This is a genomic window from Novosphingobium sp. BL-A-41-Hi4A-0G (assembly GCF_055521735.1).
Genome location: NZ_JBVFVU010000002.1, coordinates 391,177 through 410,652, shown reverse-complemented (window position 1 = coordinate 410,652; position 19,476 = coordinate 391,177). Strand labels below are relative to the sequence as shown.

Annotated in this window: 20 protein-coding genes; 6 read left to right on the top strand and 14 right to left on the bottom strand. The window is 64.2% G+C overall.

What is annotated here, in order from left to right; genetic code table 11:
* Nucleotides 1-2: 2 nt before the first annotated feature.
* From ACZ1JX_RS19565 to ACZ1JX_RS19520, 10 genes are all read right to left on the bottom strand, one after another.
* Nucleotides 3-536 (bottom strand): nuclear transport factor 2 family protein, encoded by a 534-nt coding sequence (locus ACZ1JX_RS19565; RefSeq protein WP_465126617.1) that lies wholly within the window; start codon nucleotides 534-536, stop codon nucleotides 3-5.
* A 7-nt stretch (nucleotides 537-543) separates the two neighbouring features.
* Nucleotides 544-1,074 carry an SRPBCC domain-containing protein gene (locus ACZ1JX_RS19560; RefSeq protein WP_465126616.1) on the bottom strand — a complete coding sequence of 177 codons (531 nt, stop codon included), beginning with the start codon at nucleotides 1,072-1,074 and terminating at the stop codon, nucleotides 544-546.
* Nucleotides 1,075-1,085: 11 nt separating this feature from the next.
* Nucleotides 1,086-1,859, bottom strand: coding sequence for an SDR family oxidoreductase (locus ACZ1JX_RS19555; RefSeq protein ID WP_465126615.1), 774 nt, complete (start codon nucleotides 1,857-1,859; stop codon nucleotides 1,086-1,088).
* Nucleotides 1,860-1,919: 60 nt separating this feature from the next.
* A complete protein-coding gene (gene dmpG, locus ACZ1JX_RS19550; protein WP_465126614.1) occupies nucleotides 1,920-2,957 on the bottom strand; it encodes a 4-hydroxy-2-oxovalerate aldolase in 1,038 nt (345 codons plus the stop codon).
* Nucleotides 2,958-2,970: 13 nt separating this feature from the next.
* Nucleotides 2,971-3,909 carry an acetaldehyde dehydrogenase (acetylating) gene (locus ACZ1JX_RS19545; RefSeq protein ID WP_465126613.1) on the bottom strand — a complete coding sequence of 313 codons (939 nt, stop codon included), beginning with the start codon at nucleotides 3,907-3,909 and terminating at the stop codon, nucleotides 2,971-2,973.
* A 10-nt stretch (nucleotides 3,910-3,919) separates the two neighbouring features.
* Entirely contained in the window at nucleotides 3,920-4,714 is a 795-nt protein-coding gene (locus ACZ1JX_RS19540; RefSeq protein WP_465126612.1) for a fumarylacetoacetate hydrolase family protein, read from the bottom strand.
* Nucleotides 4,701-5,531 (bottom strand): alpha/beta fold hydrolase, encoded by an 831-nt coding sequence (locus ACZ1JX_RS19535; RefSeq protein WP_465126611.1) that lies wholly within the window; start codon nucleotides 5,529-5,531, stop codon nucleotides 4,701-4,703. Before ACZ1JX_RS19535 ends, ACZ1JX_RS19540 begins: the two co-directional genes overlap by 14 nt.
* Before the next feature lie 12 nt (nucleotides 5,532-5,543).
* Nucleotides 5,544-6,755, bottom strand: coding sequence for an acyl-CoA dehydrogenase family protein (locus ACZ1JX_RS19530; RefSeq protein WP_465126610.1), 1,212 nt, complete (start codon nucleotides 6,753-6,755; stop codon nucleotides 5,544-5,546).
* A gap of 227 nt (nucleotides 6,756-6,982) precedes the next feature.
* A complete protein-coding gene (locus ACZ1JX_RS19525; protein ID WP_465126609.1) occupies nucleotides 6,983-7,636 on the bottom strand; it encodes a TetR family transcriptional regulator in 654 nt (217 codons plus the stop codon).
* Between the two features lie 55 nt (nucleotides 7,637-7,691).
* On the bottom strand, nucleotides 7,692-9,620 hold the full coding sequence (locus ACZ1JX_RS19520; protein WP_465126608.1) for a flavin-containing monooxygenase: 1,929 nt from the start codon (nucleotides 9,618-9,620) through the stop codon (nucleotides 7,692-7,694).
* A gap of 133 nt (nucleotides 9,621-9,753) precedes the next feature.
* Between ACZ1JX_RS19520 and ACZ1JX_RS19515 the strand changes: the two genes are divergently transcribed.
* Nucleotides 9,754-11,184 (top strand): NAD-dependent epimerase/dehydratase family protein, encoded by a 1,431-nt coding sequence (locus ACZ1JX_RS19515; RefSeq protein ID WP_465126607.1) that lies wholly within the window; start codon nucleotides 9,754-9,756, stop codon nucleotides 11,182-11,184.
* Nucleotides 11,185-11,246: 62 nt separating this feature from the next.
* Here the strand turns inward: ACZ1JX_RS19515 and ACZ1JX_RS19510 are convergent, their stop codons facing one another.
* Genes ACZ1JX_RS19510 through ACZ1JX_RS19500 form a run of 3 tightly spaced genes read right to left on the bottom strand, consistent with a single transcriptional unit; the run spans nucleotide 11,247 to nucleotide 14,410 of the window.
* On the bottom strand, nucleotides 11,247-11,786 hold the full coding sequence (locus ACZ1JX_RS19510; protein ID WP_465126606.1) for an Lrp/AsnC family transcriptional regulator: 540 nt from the start codon (nucleotides 11,784-11,786) through the stop codon (nucleotides 11,247-11,249).
* Nucleotides 11,783-12,778 carry an alpha/beta hydrolase gene (locus ACZ1JX_RS19505; RefSeq protein WP_465126605.1) on the bottom strand — a complete coding sequence of 332 codons (996 nt, stop codon included), beginning with the start codon at nucleotides 12,776-12,778 and terminating at the stop codon, nucleotides 11,783-11,785. Before ACZ1JX_RS19505 ends, ACZ1JX_RS19510 begins: the two co-directional genes overlap by 4 nt.
* Before the next feature lie 57 nt (nucleotides 12,779-12,835).
* Complete coding sequence (locus ACZ1JX_RS19500; RefSeq protein ID WP_465126604.1) at nucleotides 12,836-14,410, bottom strand: class I adenylate-forming enzyme family protein; 1,575 nt, start codon at nucleotides 14,408-14,410, stop codon at nucleotides 12,836-12,838.
* Between the two features lie 147 nt (nucleotides 14,411-14,557).
* Here ACZ1JX_RS19500 and ACZ1JX_RS19495 point away from each other — a divergent pair, with 147 nt between their 5' ends.
* From ACZ1JX_RS19495 to ACZ1JX_RS19480, 4 genes are all read left to right on the top strand, one after another.
* Nucleotides 14,558-14,953, top strand: a complete 396-nt coding sequence (locus tag ACZ1JX_RS19495; protein ID WP_465126603.1) for a VOC family protein — start codon at nucleotides 14,558-14,560, stop codon at nucleotides 14,951-14,953.
* Between the two features lie 22 nt (nucleotides 14,954-14,975).
* A complete protein-coding gene (locus tag ACZ1JX_RS19490) occupies nucleotides 14,976-15,830 on the top strand; it encodes an SDR family NAD(P)-dependent oxidoreductase (protein WP_465126602.1) in 855 nt (284 codons plus the stop codon).
* A gap of 4 nt (nucleotides 15,831-15,834) precedes the next feature.
* Nucleotides 15,835-16,650 (top strand): SDR family NAD(P)-dependent oxidoreductase, encoded by an 816-nt coding sequence (locus ACZ1JX_RS19485; protein WP_465126601.1) that lies wholly within the window; start codon nucleotides 15,835-15,837, stop codon nucleotides 16,648-16,650.
* Between the two features lie 166 nt (nucleotides 16,651-16,816).
* Entirely contained in the window at nucleotides 16,817-17,497 is a 681-nt protein-coding gene (locus ACZ1JX_RS19480; RefSeq protein ID WP_465126600.1) for a TetR/AcrR family transcriptional regulator, read from the top strand.
* Nucleotides 17,498-17,613: 116 nt separating this feature from the next.
* On the opposite strand, the gene ACZ1JX_RS19475 is transcribed toward ACZ1JX_RS19480, so the two are convergent.
* A complete protein-coding gene (locus ACZ1JX_RS19475) occupies nucleotides 17,614-18,696 on the bottom strand; it encodes a hypothetical protein (RefSeq protein WP_465126599.1) in 1,083 nt (360 codons plus the stop codon).
* A gap of 126 nt (nucleotides 18,697-18,822) precedes the next feature.
* Between ACZ1JX_RS19475 and ACZ1JX_RS19470 the strand changes: the two genes are divergently transcribed.
* A complete protein-coding gene (locus ACZ1JX_RS19470; RefSeq protein WP_465126598.1) occupies nucleotides 18,823-19,470 on the top strand; it encodes a TetR/AcrR family transcriptional regulator in 648 nt (215 codons plus the stop codon).
* Nucleotides 19,471-19,476 lie beyond the last annotated feature (6 nt).

Here is a 19,476-nt window from a genome sequence, read left to right as displayed (position 1 = left end):
CGTCACTCGTCCCAGTGGATGAGGTGGCTGATGTCGGTCCGTTCGTGCGGCTTGCGTCCGGTGGTGGCGAGGCGCTGGACGGTGGGCTTGCCCTTCATCTCGCTGAACTTGCGCAGGACTTCGATCACGCGGTCGTAATAGGTGGACTCGATCTTCCAGACCCCGCCTTCGCGGCGATAGGCATCGGTGTAGATCGCGGTGCCGAAAGTGTGGGCGTCCTTTTCAAGGTCGATGAACACATCCTGCAGATACCACAGGCCGGTGGCGCTGTTGTCGCCGGTCACGTTGATCTCGGGCATGATGCCGATGTGCATGGCAAGCGCGCCCGAATGGAAAGAGTTCGACAGGAACTCGACCATGGCATCGCGGCCCGAGAGCGAGACCTTGTAGGTGCCGCCGTTGTAGGTGCAGGCAATGTCCTGTGTGAACAGCGCGGGCAGGGCGGCGAAATCGCCGGTGTCGATGGCGCGGAAGTAGCGGTGCTTGAGCACCTTGATCTCTTCCATGTCGGAGAGCTGCTGAAGCGTATAAGGCATTGCGGGATCAGGCTTTCTGTTCTTGCGCGTAGAGCATCTCGGCACGGGCCTTGAGCGCGCGGCCGGTATCGTCGAATGCGCGCTTTACCCAGGGGCCGGCAAAGCGGAAGACGTGGATGCCGTTTACACCAAGGAAGGCATCGGTGGAGAAATAGCGGCAGGAGGCATCGCCCGTCGGCTCGATCACCTGATCGCGCCGGGCGGGGTAGGGCCAGGCCGGATCGTTGGGCAAGTCCCAAGAGATCTGGCGCTCCGGCACGATGGAACTGATGAATTCGCAGTTGGGGAACAGCGTGCCCGGCACCGCATAGTTGATCAGCGTCATCACCACCGCGTGGCCGAGTTCGATCTTGCCTTCGGCACGGATGCAAAAGGGGTTCCATGCGCTGTAGTTCGGAAGATCGGTGAGGATCGACCAGACCACGCGGGCAGGCGCGGCGATCTCGAAGACTTCGCTTTCGGTAACCGCATCGGGATCGAAGCCCTCGATGGGGTCGTCGGCCAGCGACTTGGCGGTCTTCATCCATTCAAGTTGCATCGACTTTCTCCTCAGGCTGCGACCCAGTCGCCGCCGTTGACGTCGAGCATCGCGCCGGTGATTTCGGACGCGTAGTCCGAAAGCAGGAACAGCACGGCCTTGGCGCAGTCCTTGTCGGGAGGAATGTGGCCGACCGGGATTTCCGAACCACGCTGGCGGAGGAAGGCCTCCCCTGCTTCCTTGCCGAGGCTGTCGGCATAGCCCTGCAGCGGGGCACCCATCATCCAGCCCATGAGCGTGGTGTTCACGCGGATGCCGGTGCCGCCGAACTCGACCGCAAGGTGGCGCGTCATGTGGTTGAGCGCGCCCTTGGCCATGCCATAGCCGCCTTCGCCGGGCATCGGCTTGCGGGTGCAGAGCGTGGAGATGTTGACGATGGAACCTGCACCCTGCGCCTTCATCGCCGGATAGACCGCCATCGACATGCGCAGCGCTCCGGCGGCGTTGACGTCATAGGCGCGCAGGACCTGCTCGATGTCGTGCTCGATCAAGGGCGCCCAATCGGGGTGGTAATAGGCCGAATTGACCAGACCGTCGATGCGGCCCCACTTGTCTAGCGCGGCCTTGGCTGCGGCCTGGCACTCGTCCATCTGCGTCACGTCGAGCGGGACGGCGATGGCCTCGCCGCCTGCCGCCACGATCTCGTGTGCAACGTCCTCGATGGCCTGCTTGGAGCGGGCGGTGACGACGACCTTTGCGCCTTCCTTCGCCGCGCCCCGGCAAGCGGCCTGACCCATGCCCGGCCCTGCGCCGGTGACGATGACGACCTTGTCCTTGAGGATCATTGCTTCTCTCCCGAGTTGGGCGGGGGCGTTCTTGCCCTCTCGCCGGATGTTCTTTTCAGGTCAGGCTTGTGCTTTGAGCATGTCGAGCGCGACGTCGACGATCATGTCCTCCTGTCCGCCGACCATCTTGCGGCGGCCGAGTTCGACGAGGATCGTGCGGGTATCGAGGCCGTAAGTCTCGGCGGCCTTTTCGGCATGGCGCAGGAAGCTTGAATAGACCCCGGCGTAGCCCAGTGCGAGCGTTTCGCGGTCGACGCGGACCGGGCGGTCCTGCAGGGGGCGGACGAGGTCTTCGGCGGCGTCCATCAGCATCATCACGTCGCAGCCATGGTTCCAGCCCTTGCGATCAGCTGCTGCGATGAAGACTTCGAGCGGGGCATTGCCTGCGCCTGCGCCCATGCCGGTGAGGCTGGCGTCGATGCGCACCGCACCGCACTGCGCGGCAACGATGGAGTTGGCCACGCCCAATGCGAGGTTGTGGTGCGCGTGCATGCCGCGCTGGGTTTCGGGCTTCAACACGCGGTCATAGGCTTCGAAGCGGGCGCGCACGCCATCCATGTCGAGCGCACCGCCGCTGTCGGTGACATAGACGCACTGCGCGCCGTAGCTTTCCATCAGGACCGCCTGCTGGGCGAGCGCGTCAGGCTCGATCATGTGGCTCATCATCAGGAAGCCCGAGACATCCATGCCCAGATCGCGGGCGATGCCGATGTGCTGCTTCGAAACGTCAGCCTCGGTGCAATGCGTGGCGACGCGGACCGAGCGCACGCCGATATCATAGGCGCGGCGCAGTTCCTCGACCGTGCCGACGCCAGGCAGGATCAGCGTGGTCAGCACGCACTTGTCGAGCACGTCGGCGACGGCCTCGAGCCATTCCCAATCAGTGTGCGCGCCGAAGCCGTAGTTGAAGCTGGCGCCCGAGAGGCCGTCGCCATGCGCGACCTCGATGGCGTCGACGCCCGACTTTTCGATGGCCGAGGCAATCGCGCGGACGTGGTCGATCCCGTACATGTGCTTGATGGCGTGCATGCCGTCACGCAGGGTCACGTCCTGGATGTAGAGCTTGTCGCCGCGTTCGACGTTGAAGGTGGAAGTCATTGTCCGTTCTCCTTCAGGCGGCTGCAGCGGCCATGCGGCGCGCGGCGAGCAGTTCGCCGGTGGCCTTGGCGGCGGCGGTCATGATGTCGAGGTTGCCGGAGTAGGGCGGCAGGTAATCGCCCGCGCCTTCGACTTCGAGCATGATCATCGACTTGATGCCGCTGAATTCGCCCTGGCCCGGGATCTTCAGCTTGTTGTTGTCGCCGAAGCGTTCGAACTGGACTTCCTGCTTGAGGCGGTAGCCGGGGACGTACTTCTGCACTTCGGCCACCATGTCCTTGACGGACTGGCGGATGGCGTCCTCGTTGCCGCCTTCGGACAGGGTGAACACGGTATCGCGCATGATCATCGGCGGTTCGGCGGGGTTGAGGATGATGATCGCCTTGCCGCGCGTCGCGCCGCCGACCTGCTCGATGGCGCGGGCGGTGGTGCGGGTGAACTCGTCGATGTTGGCGCGCGTGCCGGGGCCGGCCGAGCGCGAGGAGACGGACGCGACGATCTCGGCGTAGTGAACCTTGGCGACGCGGCTGACGGCGGCGACCATCGGGATCGTCGCCTGTCCGCCGCAGGTCACCATGTTGACGTTGGATGCGCCAAGGTTGGCTTCCATGTTGACCGGGGGCACGATGAACGGCCCGATCGCGGCAGGGGTCAGGTCGACCACCTGGATGCCATCGGCGCGCAGGGCCTCGTCATGGACCTTGTGGGCATAGGCGCTGGTCGCGTCGAAGGCGATGCCGATGTCCTTGTAGAGCGGGTGGGCGCGCAGGCCTTCGAGGCCTTCGTGCGTGGTGGCGATGCCGTGCTCGCGCGCCATGGCGAGGCCCTCGGACTTCTCGTCGATGCCGACGACGATGGCCAGCTCCATGTTCTGCGGGTACTTGATCATCTTCATCATCAGGTCGGTGCCGATATTGCCCGAGCCAATGATCGCGGCCTTCACGCGTGCCATCCGGAGTTCCTTAAACGAAGTTGGCAACGCAGGTGCCCAAGGGGCCTGCTGCGTTGCTGAGAGTCATTTCGAAGCGATCACCCTTCACGGCGGGTGCGAGCGGGACGAGCGAACCCGACAGGATCACGTCGCCCGCATCGAGCGTCACGCCATAGGCGCCGAGCGTGTTCGCAAGCCATGCCACTGCCTGCGCCGGATCGCCCTGCACCGCATGGCCATAGCCTTCGGACAGCGGCTCGCCGTTCCTGGTGACGGCGACGTGCAGGTTGGGGAGATCAAGGCCTGCCGGATCGAGCCGTTCCTTGCCGATCACATAGACGCCGCATGATGCGTTGTCCGAGACGGTATCGACGATCTTGATCTTCCAGTCGTCGATGCGGCTGTCGACGATCTCGAAGCAGGGGGCGATGCTTTCCGTGGCGGCGAGAACGTCGGCGGCGGTGACGCCGGGACCGTTAAGGCTGCTCTTGAGGATGAAGGCGATCTCGGCCTCGGCGCGCGGGGCAATCAGGGCCTTGGCGTCGATATCGATGTCGCCCTCAACATGCATCCAGTCGGTCAGGAAGCCGAAGTCGGGCTGGTGGACGCCGAGCATGTCCTGCACGGCCTTGCTGGTCACGCCGATCTTCTTGCCGACGACCTTCTCGCCATCGGCCACGCGGCGCGACAGGAAATCAAGGTTGATCGCATAGGCATCGTCGAGCGTCAGCGAGGGGTCCTGCTCGATCAGCGGGGCAATGGTCTTGCGGGCGCGGAGCGCTTCGTAAAGCGCCGCGCCGAAATGCTGGATCTTATCGGCGGGCATTGAGAAACTCGATGGCATAGGCGTTGAATTCTGCAGCGCGTTCGACCTGGACCCAGTGGCCGGTGCGGCCGAAGGTGATCGCACGCACGTCAGGGCAATGGTCGAGGAACAGGCGCGAGTGCGCCTCGGGGCAGAACTCGTCGTTGAGGCCCCAGAGCACGAAGACCGGCTGGGTGATCTCGGGCAGACGCGGCGACAGGTCGGGCGTGCGCATGCGGACCAGCACATCCTTGGGCTGGGTGCGGGCGACGGCGAAGCGTTCTTCCACCAGCGCGTCGGGAATCTTGCTCGCGAAATCCGGGTGGACGAGGTTGGAGACGAGGCGCTTCTGTTCGGCAAGGTTGAAGTCCGGTCCGCCGAAGCTGGAGACCATCTTGGTGATGCCGGGCATGACGAAATAGGCCTCGCGCTCGGCCACGCAGCCAGGGGCCATCAGGACGAGATTGCGGGTGAAGCCGGGGTGATCCAGCGTCATCAGAAGGGCAATGCCGCCGCCTAGCGAATTGCCGACGAGGCTCGCGCTGGTCACACCGTGGGCTACGAGCGCTTCGTACACTGTGTCGGTGAACAACTGGAGGGTGTAGTCCAGCCCCTCGGGCTTGGAAGAGCCGCCGTAGCCGATCAGGTCGGGCAGGATCACGCGGTATCCGGCATCAACGAAGGCATCGATGTTCTGGCGGAAGTTGGACGCGCCCGAAGCGCCGGGGCCGCTGCCGTGGAGGAACACGACGGCAGGCGCGGATGCGTCGCCCGCTTCGGCAATGACGATGTCGTAACCGCCGGAGACGCGGTAGGTTGCGTGGGTCAGGTCAGCCAAGGAGCGCTCCGATCAAAGGAAGGTGAAAGTGGGCGCTTCGCCCAGCATTGCGCCAACAACATCGAGCGTGCGATTGGCCGGATCGTTGGCGACATGGGCGCGGCCGGCGTTGAGGTCTAGCCAAGGCTGGATGATCGCGCTCGAGGTGTAAATCGCGCGGCCGCCCAAAAGCTTGACCATGTCGTCAACCAGATCGGCCATGCGGCGCACGACCGTGGCCGAATTGTAGGCGAACAGCGTGCGCTTCTCCATCGGGATCGGGTTGCCCGCTTCGGCCAGGGCCATCAGTTCCTCGAAGGTCAGGCGCAGGGTCTGCTCCATCTCGGTCACTTCGGCCTGCGCGCGGGCGATGGCGGCAAGGAGGAAGGGATCGTTCTTGGATGCCTTGCCGGTGTTGGTCGAGATGCGGCTCTGGGCGATGTCCATCGCGGCGGAAATGGCCGCGCGCGCACCGCCGAAAGCGGCGGTCGAGACAGAGCGCATGAACACCTGCGCCCATGGCAGGGTATAGAGCGGGCCGGTGTTGGTCTCCTGCCCGGGGTTGGTGCACAGGAACCCGTCGATTGAACGGTGGGTGCGGTGCTCGGGCACGAAGACATCATCGACGATCACGTCATGGCTGCCGGTGCCCTGGAGGCCGAAGACGTGCCAGCTATCGGTATCGATGGTGTAGTCGGCGCGCGGCAGCAGGAACGCGCGCATGTCGGGCGCGCCGCCCGCCTCGCGCGGCGGGACCATCGCGCCAAGCACGACCCACTGGCAGTGAACCGAACCGGTCGAGAAACCCCAACGGCCCGAGAGGCGATAGCCGCCTTCGACCGGGGTAACCTTGCCGACGGGCTGGTAGGACGAGGAGACGAGAGTGGAAGTGTCCTTGCCCCAGACTTCGGCCTGCGCCTCTTCATGGAACAGGGCGATCTCGTAAGGGTGGCAACCGACGACGCCGTACATCCAGCCGGTGGACATGCAGCCTTCGGCCAGAGCCTTCTGCACGTCGTAGAACACGTTGGGGTGCATCTCGTACCCACCCCAGCGCCTGGGCTGCAGGATGCGGAAGAAGCCTGCTTCCTGCATTTCGGCAATCGACTCTGCGGGGACGTCGCGCCCGGCGACGCAGGCCCTGGCGCGCTTGCGCAAGGTCGGGATCATCGCCCTTGCGCGGGCGACGAGTTCTTCACCCGTTGGAATCGCATCCGTCTGCGAAATTGCGACAGCGCTGGCCATGTTCCCCAACTCTCCCAAATCCCTTTCACCGCACGGCGACTCGTTTTCCGGCTGACGTGCAGTGTATTCGTAATTCAAGATGTCATCAGATACGCAAATCGTCAATACGAAAGCCAATGTGCTTTCGATATTCGCGAATTTAGTCGGCGCACAGCGTTGCGCACGCGTGGGCGCACCAAGGTTGGGGTAGCGGATGGCAGGCGGGATCGAGGGGGCCCCGGGGAAATTCAGTCCTGCAGGTGGCGCTCGATCGCTTCGTCGGTGAAGCCGACCGCGCGGCAGCAGAACCAGACTGCGTCGCGGACCAGATCCTCTGCACTGCCTTCGTAGGGCGAGCGTTCGATATTTGCCGCCAGCACGTTGATCACCGTGCCGACATGTTCGCTGAACAGCGAAGTGTTCCTGACCGAGATTTCCCTGCCGACGATCTCGCCAGCCTCGCGCGCATTCCGCAAGGCCGCCGTGATGCGATGGTTCATCAGCCGGTTGGCACGGCGATAGACCAGCGTGGCAAAGCCCGTGTCACCGACGAGGCTTGCCAGCAGCAGGCGAAAGCCCTCCCTGATGCGCACTTCGTCAGGGTCGACCACGATGCTGAAGTAGGCGTGGAGATTGCGAACCAGTGCGCGACCGTTGAATTCCTGCAGCGACAGCTTCTCGTAGCTTGCGTCCTGATCGCGGATCACGTCGCGCAGGACGGCGCGGTAAAGGACCTCCTTTGACGGAAAGTGGCGGTACATCAGCGCTTCGGAAACGCCCGATTGCCGGGCAATGTCCTGCGTGCGCGCGGCCTCGTATCCGCACTGGGCAAAGATGGCCCGGGCGTCGGCGAGAATGATGGCTCGGCGTTCTCGTGCCGGCAGGCGGATGCGCTTGATCACGGCCAAGCGAATAGGGCCAAACCGCGATCCCGCGCAAGGTGACGTGCAGGATCGCTCACTCGATCAGGCGATAGCTTCCCGGCTCCGGCCGCCGCGTCGCGTTGAAGAAGTCAACCAGCCGCCAGGGCCAGGACAGGAATACGCGGCCCTTCGAGTTGTTGTAGTACGAATTGGCGCGCGGGTGGGTCCAGATCATCTGCGGCATGCGCTCGTCGACCTTGCGATTCCAGGCGTCGAAGGCTTCGCGCGTCACCTCGAAACCGCGAGCGCCGGCTTCGTTGATGCGGTCCAGCGCCTCAATGATCCAGTTGACCTGCGCTTCGGAGATCAGGTTCTGGCCGGCGGCGTGGTTAGGCGCGCTGTTGGGGCCGACGGTGTGGAAGTAGTTGGGATAGCCCGGCACGCACATGCCAAGATAGCTGCGCGGATCTTCGGCACCCCATTCCTCACCAAGTTCGCGCCCGCCTTCGCCCTTGATCACGAGGTTGCCGACCATCTGCGAGACGTTGAAGCCGGTGGCGCAGATAATCACGTCGCATTCGAAGACCGAGCCGTCCCTGGCCTCGATGCCGTTCGGCAGGATGCGGGCGATGCCCTGCGTTTCGAGGTGGACGTTGGGCCGGGCAAGCGCATCGAACCAGCCGTTGTCCAGAATGATGCGCTTCGAAAAGATCGGGAAATCGGGAGTCAGTTTCTCGATCAGGTCGGGCCGGTCGGCAAAGCGCTGCTGCATGTAACCGAGCGCGTACTGGCGCGTCATCTCGTTGCCCTCGGAGACGGCGAGCATGTTGCCTTCCCACGCCGGGTCCTTGAGCACGTTCGAGAACAGGCCGTCAGCCGCTGCCCAATAGACCCGGAAGCGGAACCATTCCTTGAAGGTGGGGATATTGGACAGCGCCCACTTCATCCCCTCGCTGACTTCGTGCGCGATCTCGGGATTGTAGATGACCCAGTGCCTGGTGCGCTGGTAAACGGTCAGCTCGGCCACCTCGGGCGCGATTGCACCGCAGAGCTGGGCCGAACTGGCACCGGTGCCGATGACGGCAACCCGCTTGCCCTTGAGGTCGAGGTCTGCCGGATAGGCGGCGGTATGGACCACCGGACCGGCAAAGTCGGAGAGCCCCGGGATGTCGGGCATCTTGAGACGGTTTACCGGACCATGGCCGTTGATCACCGCATTGACGACGAGATCATCGCTGGTGCCATCGGCATTGCGGACGGTGACGGTCCAGGTGCAGGACGTCTCGTCCCAGAACAGCTTTTCCACCGTGGTGTTGAAGCGGATGTCGCGGCGCAGGTCGTACTTGTCGGCAACGCCGGTCATGTAGCGCTGCATGTCGGCGCCGTGGGGATGGTAGTGCTGCCAGTCGGGCCAGATTTCCCAGCTGAAGCTGTAGAAGTGGCTGGGCGTATCGACGCCGACGCCGGGGTAGCGGTTCTCGTACCAAGTGCCACCGACTTCGGCGTTCTTCTCGATCACCACGAACTCGTAGCCCGCCTCGCGCAGCTTGGTGGCGGCGGCCATGCCGGTCATGCCCGCGCCGATGACCAGCACCTTGAACCCCGCCTTGGGGACAGGGCGGTCGGGCAGCTTGCTGCGGTCGATCCACGGGCGGAAGCCGCACTGGTCATAGACCAGCTCGATGAATTCGTCCTCGACCGGCTCGCCCACAGTGACCGACATGATCCGCTGCACGAGGGCGTCGGTCGGCTCGGTCGCGGCAATGCCTTCGCCGGTGGTGAGGAGGTGGCGCAGCTTCAGGCGCAGCTCGTCGGCCAGATCCTCGGGGATATCGGTCGGCGGGTAGGAGAAGGCGGGGCGGATGTGGGGCGCAAAAGCCTCGAGCATGGCTTGGTCGTGCGAAAGAGAGACGTAAGCCGCGAGCAGGGTGGGCACGTTGGCCTCGTCGAGCGCACCTGCCAGTTCCGCGTTGTCGGCCAGAGGCGTGAAACTGGTTTGCTCTGCGGCAAGAATCGAGGCCATCTCGGCAATCTCCCATACGTTATAAGTGGGCGCTTACATTAATTTGCGATGCCAAGTAAAGCCGCGAATCATGCGGTTGACGGATCGCGAAATTTATCGAACTTTCGGGATCGATTTTTGAGGGAGCGCCGCAGTGGCAATCAACACGAAGAAGACCGTGTTCCTGACCGGCGCGACCGGCAACATGGGCAGCGCTACCCTGGCGGAACTGCTCGCCCGGTCGGACCGGTTCCGGGTCCGCGCGCTGGTGCGGCCGGAGGAGCGCAATCATCCGGTGGTCAAGCGCTTCGAGCGCCATCCCGCGGTGGAGTGGGTCTGGGGCGATCTCACCAGTGCGCAGGATATGCGCCAAGCCGTAGAGGGCGTCGATCAGGTGCTGCACATTGGCGGCATGGTTTCACCCTTTGCCGACAAGTTCCCCGAACTGACAATGAAGGTCAATGTCGGCGGGGCGCGCAACATTGTCGAGGCGATCAAGGCGGCGGGGCAGGCCGAGACGACAGCGCTGGTCTATATCGGCACGGTCGCGCAGACCGGGCATCGCAATGCCCCGGTGCACTGGGGCCGCACTGGCGATCCGATCAAGATCAGCCGGTTCGACCAGTATGCCGTGAGCAAGACCGAGGCCGAGGCGATCGTCGCGCAGAGCGGGATCAGGCACTGGGTCTCGCTGCGCCAAACGGGCATCGCCCACCCGAACATGTGGAAGATCTTCGATCCGATCATCTTCCACAACCCGTTCAACGGCGTGTTCGAATGGGTGACGGTGGGGGACTCGGCCCGTCTTGCGGCAAATACCTGCGAGGATGCGGTGCCCGAAGCGTTCTGGAAGCAGTTCTACAACATCGGCGGCGGCGAGAAGCTGCGGGTGGTGAACCACGAGTTCGCCCGGATCACGGCGCGGGCGCTGGGGCAGAAGGAGGCCTTTGCCAGCTACTTGCCGCACTGGTCGGCCACGCGCAATTTCCACGGCCAGTGGTACGCCGATTCCGACCGGCTCGAGGAACTGGTACCGTTCCGCTCGGAGACGCTTGAGGACTGGGCGCGAGGCATGGTGGCAACCATGCCGGCATTGGTTCGCCTGATCGCACGGTGGTTTCCGGGGGCTGGGCGCAGCCGGATGGAGAAGCTGGCCAAGGGCCCGGGCGGCACGCTCAACTGGATCGCCAATGACGACCGCGAACACATCGACGCCTATTTCGGATCGCGCGAGGCGTGGGAGAAGCTGCCGCGCGACTGGGCCGATTTCGAATTCCGTCAGCCGTCCCGCCAGGTCTCGCTGCTTAGTCACGGTTATGACACCGACAAGTCCGAGCATGACTGGACCGGTGACGATCTCAAGGCTGCTGCAGAATTCCGTGGCGGCAAGCATCTTGGCGCCGTGGGCAATGCCGATGAACCGACGCAGTTCCGCTGCGCGCTAGGCCACGACTTCGCGATGACGCCGCGGCTTTACCTGAAGGGCGGGCACTGGTGCCCGACCTGCATGGTCGATCAGGACAGCTACGATGCGAACAAGGCGGCAAACCCGTTCTTCGCGCAAGTCTGGCCGGATGTGGATTGAAGCCAGGGATTGGAAGAGATCGCCGACAACCTTGGTGATCTCGAACCCCGTGGCCAGCTGATTCAGTCGATCGGTGCGACGTCGAACTTGTACTTGACGATGTCCACCACCACTGCCGGTGTCAGCGTGCGGATGCCCTGGACTGCGGGCAGCTTGTCGAGCAGGAATTCCGACAGGTCGTCGAAATCGAGCAGTGCGACGAGCATGTCGATGTCATGGGCGCCGGTGACGATGTGCGCAGCCACGACCTCCGGCAGGGTGATGAGCTCGGCCGCAACGTCCGACGCGGGTCGGCCATTTACCGATACCGAAATGCGCAGCAGCACGTTGAAGCCATGCGCCGAAAAGTCTGACACCGCGACAACCCGCAACTGGTTGGCCTCTTCCATGCGGCGGATGCGGGCCGAGACGGTCGTCGCCGTGAGGCCGAGCCGTGCCGCCAGTTGCTGGTTGTTTGCCCGCCCATCGGCACGCAGTGCGCGGATGATGGCAAGGTCGGTGGCGTCGGGCGACGCGGGCTGGTTGCCCGTGCCGCTGCTGCCGCTGCCGCGATGGCCCGAAGCCTTCCGGGCTGCGCGGTTACTCTCCCTGTTCCGCTTCACGCAGCAGCAATGCCGAGATGGCGTTCGAAGAAGCGGGCCATGAGGTCGATCGCCTCACGCGATTCCGGCATGGCTACGCTGAACCAGAAGCCATGAGGCATCGCTTCGAACACATGCAGATCGGCATCCCGCCCGGCCTTGCGCAAGGCGCGGTGGAACATCGCGGCGGAACTAAGCACGGCATCGCGCGTGCCGGTCACCAGCAGGGTCGGCGGGAAGTCGGAAAGATCGCCCTTGATCGGGGCGAGCAGCGGATCGTTGCGGTCGGCCGTACCGACGAAGACGCCGCGCTCGCATTGCGGATCGTCGAGCTTCGCCCCAAGGTGGCCGTAGAAGCCCGAGAGCGTCAGGTAGTTGAAGGTATCGCCAAGCTGCGTCACGTCACCACCCGCGGTGAACACGCCGCACGCGGCGGGCAGGGGCAGGCCTTCCTGCTTGAAGCGCATGATCGCCATCGCCGTGAGGAAGCCGCCCGCCGAGGTACCGAACAGGATCACGTCCCCGGCGGCATGGCTCTTCAGGGCATCGCGATAGACCGCGACGATGTCGTCGACAGCGGCCGGGAAGGGGTGTTCGGGCGCAAGGCGATAGTCGACGGCGATGACCTCGCAACCGGTCTCGCCCGCGATCGGAATGGCTTCCACCAACGAGCCCGAACCCATCACGAAGCCGCCGCCGTGCAGGTTGATCAGCAGCTTGTCGGCATGGCGCACGCCGTCTCTGGGCTTGATGCGGTGGCAGCGCACGCCCGCTATCGCGGCTTCCTCGATCGTGCAGGGCCAGGCTTCGAGCGCCTGCTGGTTGAGCCACTCGAACATCGGGGCCAGTGGCTCGCGCATCAGCCACATCGGCACCGGCGGGGCGTCTTCGGGCATCTGCTGGTTGGGATCGAAACGGAGGTAGGCCTTGGCCTCCTCGCTGATCGTATCGGGCACGTCGAGTTTGACCCGGCCAAGATCCACCACGCCATTTTCGACTTTGTAGCTGCGCATTCGGCTCGTTCCTTCGGATGAATGTCGGGTCAGTTCAGGGCGATCAGTTCGCGGCGATCAGTTCACGGCGAGCCGCTCGCGCAGTTCGCGCTTGAGCAGCTTGCCGTTGGCATTGCGGGGAAGCGGCACGGCCTCGATGTGGATGTCCTCGGGCACCTTGTAGTCCGACACCAGCGCGGCGACGTGGGCGCGCAAAGCATAGGCGGTTGCCGGTTCGCTGAGATGGACGAAGGCCACGACGCGCTCGCCCAGCACCGGGCAGGGCTTGCCGACTACCGCCGCCTCGATCACGGCGGGATGGGCGCAGAGGGTGTTCTCGACCTCGACCGACCAGACCTTGAACCCGCCGCGGTTGATCATGTCCTTGAGCCGGTCGTGGAGCGACACATAGCCCTGTTCGTCCATTGCCCCGATATCGCCCGATTTCCAGAAGCCGTGGGCATAGGCCGTCTCGGTAGCGGCAGGATCGTTCCAGTAGCCGGGGCTGACCATCGGTCCTGCCATCCAGATTTCGCCCTGTTCGCCGCGCGGCACTTCGCGGCCTTGCGCGTCCATCACGATCAGATCGCAGCACGCCACCGGCAGGCCGATCTGGCGTGAGCGTGCTGCCGCTTCCTGCGCGGGCATGATCACCGCAGGCGACGACGTCTCGGTTGCGCCATAAGTGTTGTGCAGGGCAAGGCCGGGCAGGCTCGCGGCGATCTCGGCGATCGTCGCGTCGGGCATGGGCGCGCCGCCGAACCCGCAGACCCGCCAGTCGGGCAGGGTCGTCCGGTCGCAGTCGGGCTGCATCAGGATCAGGGCGATCATGGCCGGGACGATGAGCGTGTAGGTCATCCGCTCGCGGCGGGCGATTTCGACGAACCTGGCCGCCTTGAACTCGCGCATGATCACGAGGCAGCCTGCCACCGCGACGCTCACCCCGAGCAGCGCTACAAGCCCGGTGACGTGGCTGGCCGGGACGGCAAGCAGGCAGCGCTCGCCTTCCCGCAGATCGTAGTGTCGGCGGAAATGGAGGAGCGAGTGGACCAGGTTGCAGTGGGTCAGCACTGCTCCCTTGGGCTTGCCCGTCGTGCCCGATGTGAACAGGATCACCGCCGCTTCGTCTTCGTTCACCGGATCGAACTGGCGCGGCGCGGCGGCGGGGAGGGCGGCGTCGTCGGCAACGGCAAAGCGGTGAACAAGCGCTTCGGGAATATCGGGCAGCGCCGCCCCGGCTTCGTGGAACAGGGCCGCCGCGCCGCTGGCATCGAGCGCCTGCGCGATCTCAGGCTTGCTCAGCCGCAGGTTGAGCGGGACCGCGATCCACCCGCCCAGCGCGCAGGCAAGGACGATGACCTGATATTCCAGCCGGTTGCCCAGCAGGATGGCGACGCGCTCGCCCTTGCCAAGACCGGCATTTGCAAGGGCCGAGGCGAGCGATTGCACCGCCTCGTCGAGCTGCCGGTAGGTCAGCCGACGTGACCCATCCACCACCGCTTCCGCTTCCGGCGCGCGCGAGACGGCCTGCGCGAGGCAGTCGGCGAGCGAGCGCGGCCGACTGGCAAAGCAGCGAACCACGCGTCCGTGATGGACTTCGTGGATCAGCTCGTCAGAAAACGCCTGCATCACTTCTCCCGATGCGTCTTTCATCTTGTCATTGCGTAATCAATGCGCGAATGAGCTACGATAATCAAGAGTAAGTGGGCACTGAGTCACATTGCCCGAGCGAGTGCGTGCGACAGGCCTGCGAGGCGGCTTCAGGTCACGCTATCGGGGCAAAATGGGAGATAACCGGAAATGACTGCACTGTCGGGCTTCACCAAGCTGATCTGCCGCGACGAGGAGGCGATGGCCGCCTATTACACCTCGGTCTATGGCTACGGCATCGTCCAGCGCGTGGCGGGCAACAGTGATGGCGAGCCGTTCCGCGAAGTGATCCTTGCCCCTGGGGGTGACTGGACCAAGGGCTCGCTGGTGATGTTCAACTTCACCGAGCGCCATGCCCCGCGCGACCAGCAGGTCATTCTCGGCTTCGTGGTCGAGGATGTCGATGCGCTCGTGGAAAAGATCACTGCCAATGGCGGCAAGCTGGTCGGACCGGTCCGTGAGGAGGCCGAGCACGGCGTGCGCGTAGTATTCTCCACCGACCCGGAAGGCGCGCTGTGCGAAAACGTGCAGATGCTGTCCCACTGATCGAGCAGCAGGAGTAAACCAGATGGCACTCGACAAGGACGTATTCGCAGGCGGCGTGGCCGTCGTCACCGGGGCGGGCTCGGGCATTGGCGCAGGTCTGGCGCGGCGCGCAGGCGCGCTCGGCATGACCGTGGTGGTGACCGACATCAACGAGGCGGCAGCCGCTGAAACCGTCGCCGCGATCGAGGCAGCGGGCGGCAAGGCCGAGGCCGAAAAGGTCGACGTCTCGATCCCCGAAGAACTCGACCGCCTTGCCGGACTGGTGTTCGACCGGCACGGCGAAGTGCGCCTGCTGATCAACAATGCCGGGATCGAGACGGTGGGCAACACCTGGGAAGTGCCGACGGCGCGCTGGGAAGCCACGCTCAACATCAACCTTCATGGCGTGATCCATGGCGTCCGCGCCTTCGTGCCGCGCATCATTGCCAGCGGCAAGGAAGCATGGATCGGCAATCTCTCGTCGGTCGGCGCTTTCGGCCAGATGCCGGGACAGACCGCCTATACCGTGACCAAGCACGCAGTGCAGGCGTTCAGCGAATGCCTCTACCTCGAGATGGAGCTGAAGAACCTGCCGATCCATGTCTCGGCCATCATCCCTGGCATGCTGCGCACCAACATCTTCAACGCCGAAGCAGGCGCAGGCGAGCCTGACAATGCGGCGAAGCATCGCCGCGCGATGTTCGAGATGATGCGCGACTACGGCATGGACCTCGACGAAGGCTGCCGCCTGTTCCTCGAGCAGATGGCGCAGAACAAGTTCTGGGTGCACAGCCAGCCCGAGATGAGCGAGCAGATCATCGGTGGCCGCATCCGCTTCATGCAGGAGCAGATCCCGCCGATCATGCCCGATCTCGCCCGCCAGATCGCGGTGGACTGAGGCCATGGGCAAGCTTGACGGCAAGGTCGCCATCGTCACCGGCGCAGGGCGCGTGGGCAATATTGGCGTTGCAATCGCACGCGCTTTCCTGCGGGAGGGTGCGAAGGCCGTTGTCGGCACCGATTTCCGCCGCGAAGAGGCCCCGGAAATCGCGGCGCTGGTGCGTGCCGATGGCTCTGCCGGCAGCTTCGTGCTGATGGAGCAGGACGTTACCAGCGAGGCTGATTGGGCGCGCGTTGCGGACGCTACCGTCGCCGACTTCGGCCAGATCGACGTGCTGGTGAACAATGCCGGGATCTCGATCCATGGCGGCATCGCGCAGACCTCGCTCGACGATCTGCGCAAGGTCATGGCCGTCAACCACGACGCGCTGTTCCTCGGCATCAAGGCCTGCGTGCCGCATCTTGCCAGCGCTATTGAGCGCTTCGGCGGCGGCGGGTCGATCATCAACAACCTGTCGATGGCCTCGTACATGCCCAACGCGACCAACATCGGCTATCACGTGTCGAAAGCGGCAGGTCGGATGCTGACGATCTGCGCTGCGCTGGAATACGGGGTCCAGAAAATCCGCGTGAATTCGATTCACCCCGGCGTGACGATGACGCCGATCCTGCGCGAAGGGCTGGAAGATTACGTTGCGCGGGGCATGTGGGAAAGCACCGAGGCGGCTGAAGCGGCACTAGCCGCGATGAACCCGCTTGGCGTGGCGAGCGAGCCTGAGGATACCGCCCACGCCTTCGTCTATCTCGCCAGCGACGATGCCCGCTTCGTCACCGGCGCGTCGATCTACCACGATGGCGCGATCGGCCTTCGATACTGAAGCCAGGGATACGGCCCGGCTTTCGCCGAAGCAGGCCGTCTCGTTCGCCGGGTATCTGGCCTCCAAGGCTCACGAACCCAATGTTCGAGCCAAGTAATAGACCATACCCGTTCGATTAAGTTGCGTCGCTTGCACGTGCTCTGCCGCTGTGGAACAAGGCGGCGTGATGGACGCCAGCACCCGGAAATCCCGCATTTCGGAAGCAAGGAAGACGCAAACTGCGCCGCACCGGCCGGTGCGCGGACGGCCAACGGCTGAACAGGTCACCTCGATCGATCGGGCCATTCTCAGCACGGCGCGCACCATGTTCCTGACCGATGGTTTCGATGCGGTCGGCATGAAACAGGTGGCCGAGACCGCGCGGGTATCGAAGGGCACGCTCTATGCCCGCTATCCCTCGAAGGAAGCGCTGTTCAAGGCGGTGATCGAACAGTCGATCGAGGACTGGTCGGCCGAGGCCTCGCAGCAGGATGCCTTGCTTACCGACAATATCGAGCAGCGCCTGCGCCACCACGTCACGATCATTGCGACGTGGCTCGGCAGACCGGACGTGCTTGCCCTGCAGCGCCTGCTGCTGTCGGTGCAGGACCGGTTTCCCGAACTGTCGGAGGTGATGCGGCGCCGGGGCAACGATTACATCATCGGTCTTATCGCCAAGGATATCGAGGACGCTGCCGCGCGCGACCGGCGCAACCTGCGCGATGCCCGTGCCGTTGCGCGTCTCCTGGTGGCCGGGATTACCGGGGCGCATCTGCAAGGCGGCTTTTCCGGCGCCAACGACGAGGATCTGCAAGGTTTTGCGCAACGGGCGGTTGAAGTCATCCTGTGGGGCACCAGCGCCTGGTAGGCCTTGATATTAGAACACGCGTGTTCATAAATTCCCTGATGAACGCGTCGCGTGTCCTATTCTGAGAGGATGCCCGTGATCCGCACTGCCCTTTTCCCGTCGTCTGCGCGAGAGGATCAGGCCGCCATGCCGAACGGCGCGTCCACAGGAGCTTCGGCCGGATACTCGGCAGGACCGCCGAAGTTGTAGGCCGCATTGAGCGCACTTATGAACGCCGGATCGTTCAGCGGGTCGCTCGGCGTCTCGATGTGAATCCCGCGCGAACGCACGTCCTTGATCAGCATGTCGATGGCCTGTTCGTGCGTGAGGTTGTCGGTGCCGTCCATGTTCTTCTTCAGTTCGTCGAAGTCCATGAGCACTTCTGCCGACCAGTGGACGAGGAAGCGCAGGTCGTCGGTGTGATAGCGCTCGATCACTTCGTCGCCAGTCTTGACCAGCCAGCCGTCGCGATCGCCGGGATCGCCGGTGAATACGCTGTCGAAAGCCAGGCCGGCAGGACGGCGACGCTCCGGCGCACCGTTGGCCTCGCCGCGATGCACCAGCATCTCGTTCTGCACCACCACCGCGCGGTTGTAGATCGGCGACTTGACGCGCGCGGGCTTGTTCAGCGGACCTTCGGGCCAATAGGTGAAGCCGCTGTCCGGATCGTGGCTGAACCAGGTGATCACCTGTGCCATCTTTATCAGGTAGTCCTGGAACAGTCCGGAACGCCCCATGATCGAGCAGAGCCAGGTTGGCGAATTCTCGTAGCGGATACCGCGGAAGCTCGGGGAATCGAGGTGTCCCGGATCGGTGTTGGCGCAGGGACCGTTGACGTTGAACAGCATCATCTGCGGCTTGGCGTACTGCGCCCCCCAGTAAGACTTGGCGTGCTCGAGGAAGGCCTGATTGTAGAACATCTCGTGCAGCTCTGGGTAGATCGCGGTCGAATAGTTGCCGAAGTAGCCCCGGAACGTCGGCGTCATGAACATGTCGAGCGTGGGCTTGAAGCCTTCCGGAAAGCCGCCGGCAAAAGTCGCCAGCAGAGCTTCCGCCGAGGGAAAGTGCTGTGCGAGGATCAGCTTCCATGGACCCTCGTCGTGCACCACGTCGAGCATTACGCGCTTCTGCGCTTCGGTGAACGGATTGCTGATCTCGCGCGGGGGCGAGACTGGGCGGAGAAGGTTTGAAAGATATTGCCTGCGGGATTCGTCAAGCATCGCTGTCTCCTCTGGCCGTGGTGACTTGGGCCGTGACCGGGCCCGACCGGCTCTTCATCATAAAAGTTATAGAGTGATAACTTTTTCCGCAAGCGATTTTCCGCAAATCTGGCTATGGCGGGGGACATGGACGGGACAGGCAATCAGATTCCGCAAGGATCGGGCAGCGCGATCAACAAAGGCCGCCGCACGGCCAATCGCATTCTCGATGCCGCCGAGGACCTGTTCGCCCGCAACGGCTACGAGGCGACTGCGCTGCGCGACATTGCGGCCGAAGCGGGGATCCAGCAGCCGGGGCTCTACAAGCACTTCGCCAGCAAGGAGGATCTCTACCGTCAGGTCTACGAACGCGCGCTGCGCCCGATGACCGATCTGATGGACCAGCTCCTGGCCGGCCCGGACGACGACTTCGACGAACTGGCCGACCGCATGACCGACCTGCTCGCCGATCATCCGACCATCGCCCGCTTGCTGGTACGGGCCGTCGTCTCGTCCGACACCCAACCCGATCTTGTCGCGCTCGACTGGCTGGGCCGCGTTGTCGGCTATGGCCGCAAGCTCAGCGAGAAGGCGGGCGAGGCGGCCTCGGGCGACCTGTTGGCGGTGCAGATCGTCGCGATCTTCAACATGCTGTTCGGCTTCTTCTGGGCCTCGCCCCTGCTCGAAAGCCTGACCGGCAAGCCCGCGACCGATCGGCATGCGATGGCGCTTCAGAAGAGTCTGCTGCGCACGCTTATCGCCGCGCTGCCGCAAATGGGCGAGCGCGGCGCGTAAGGGCGC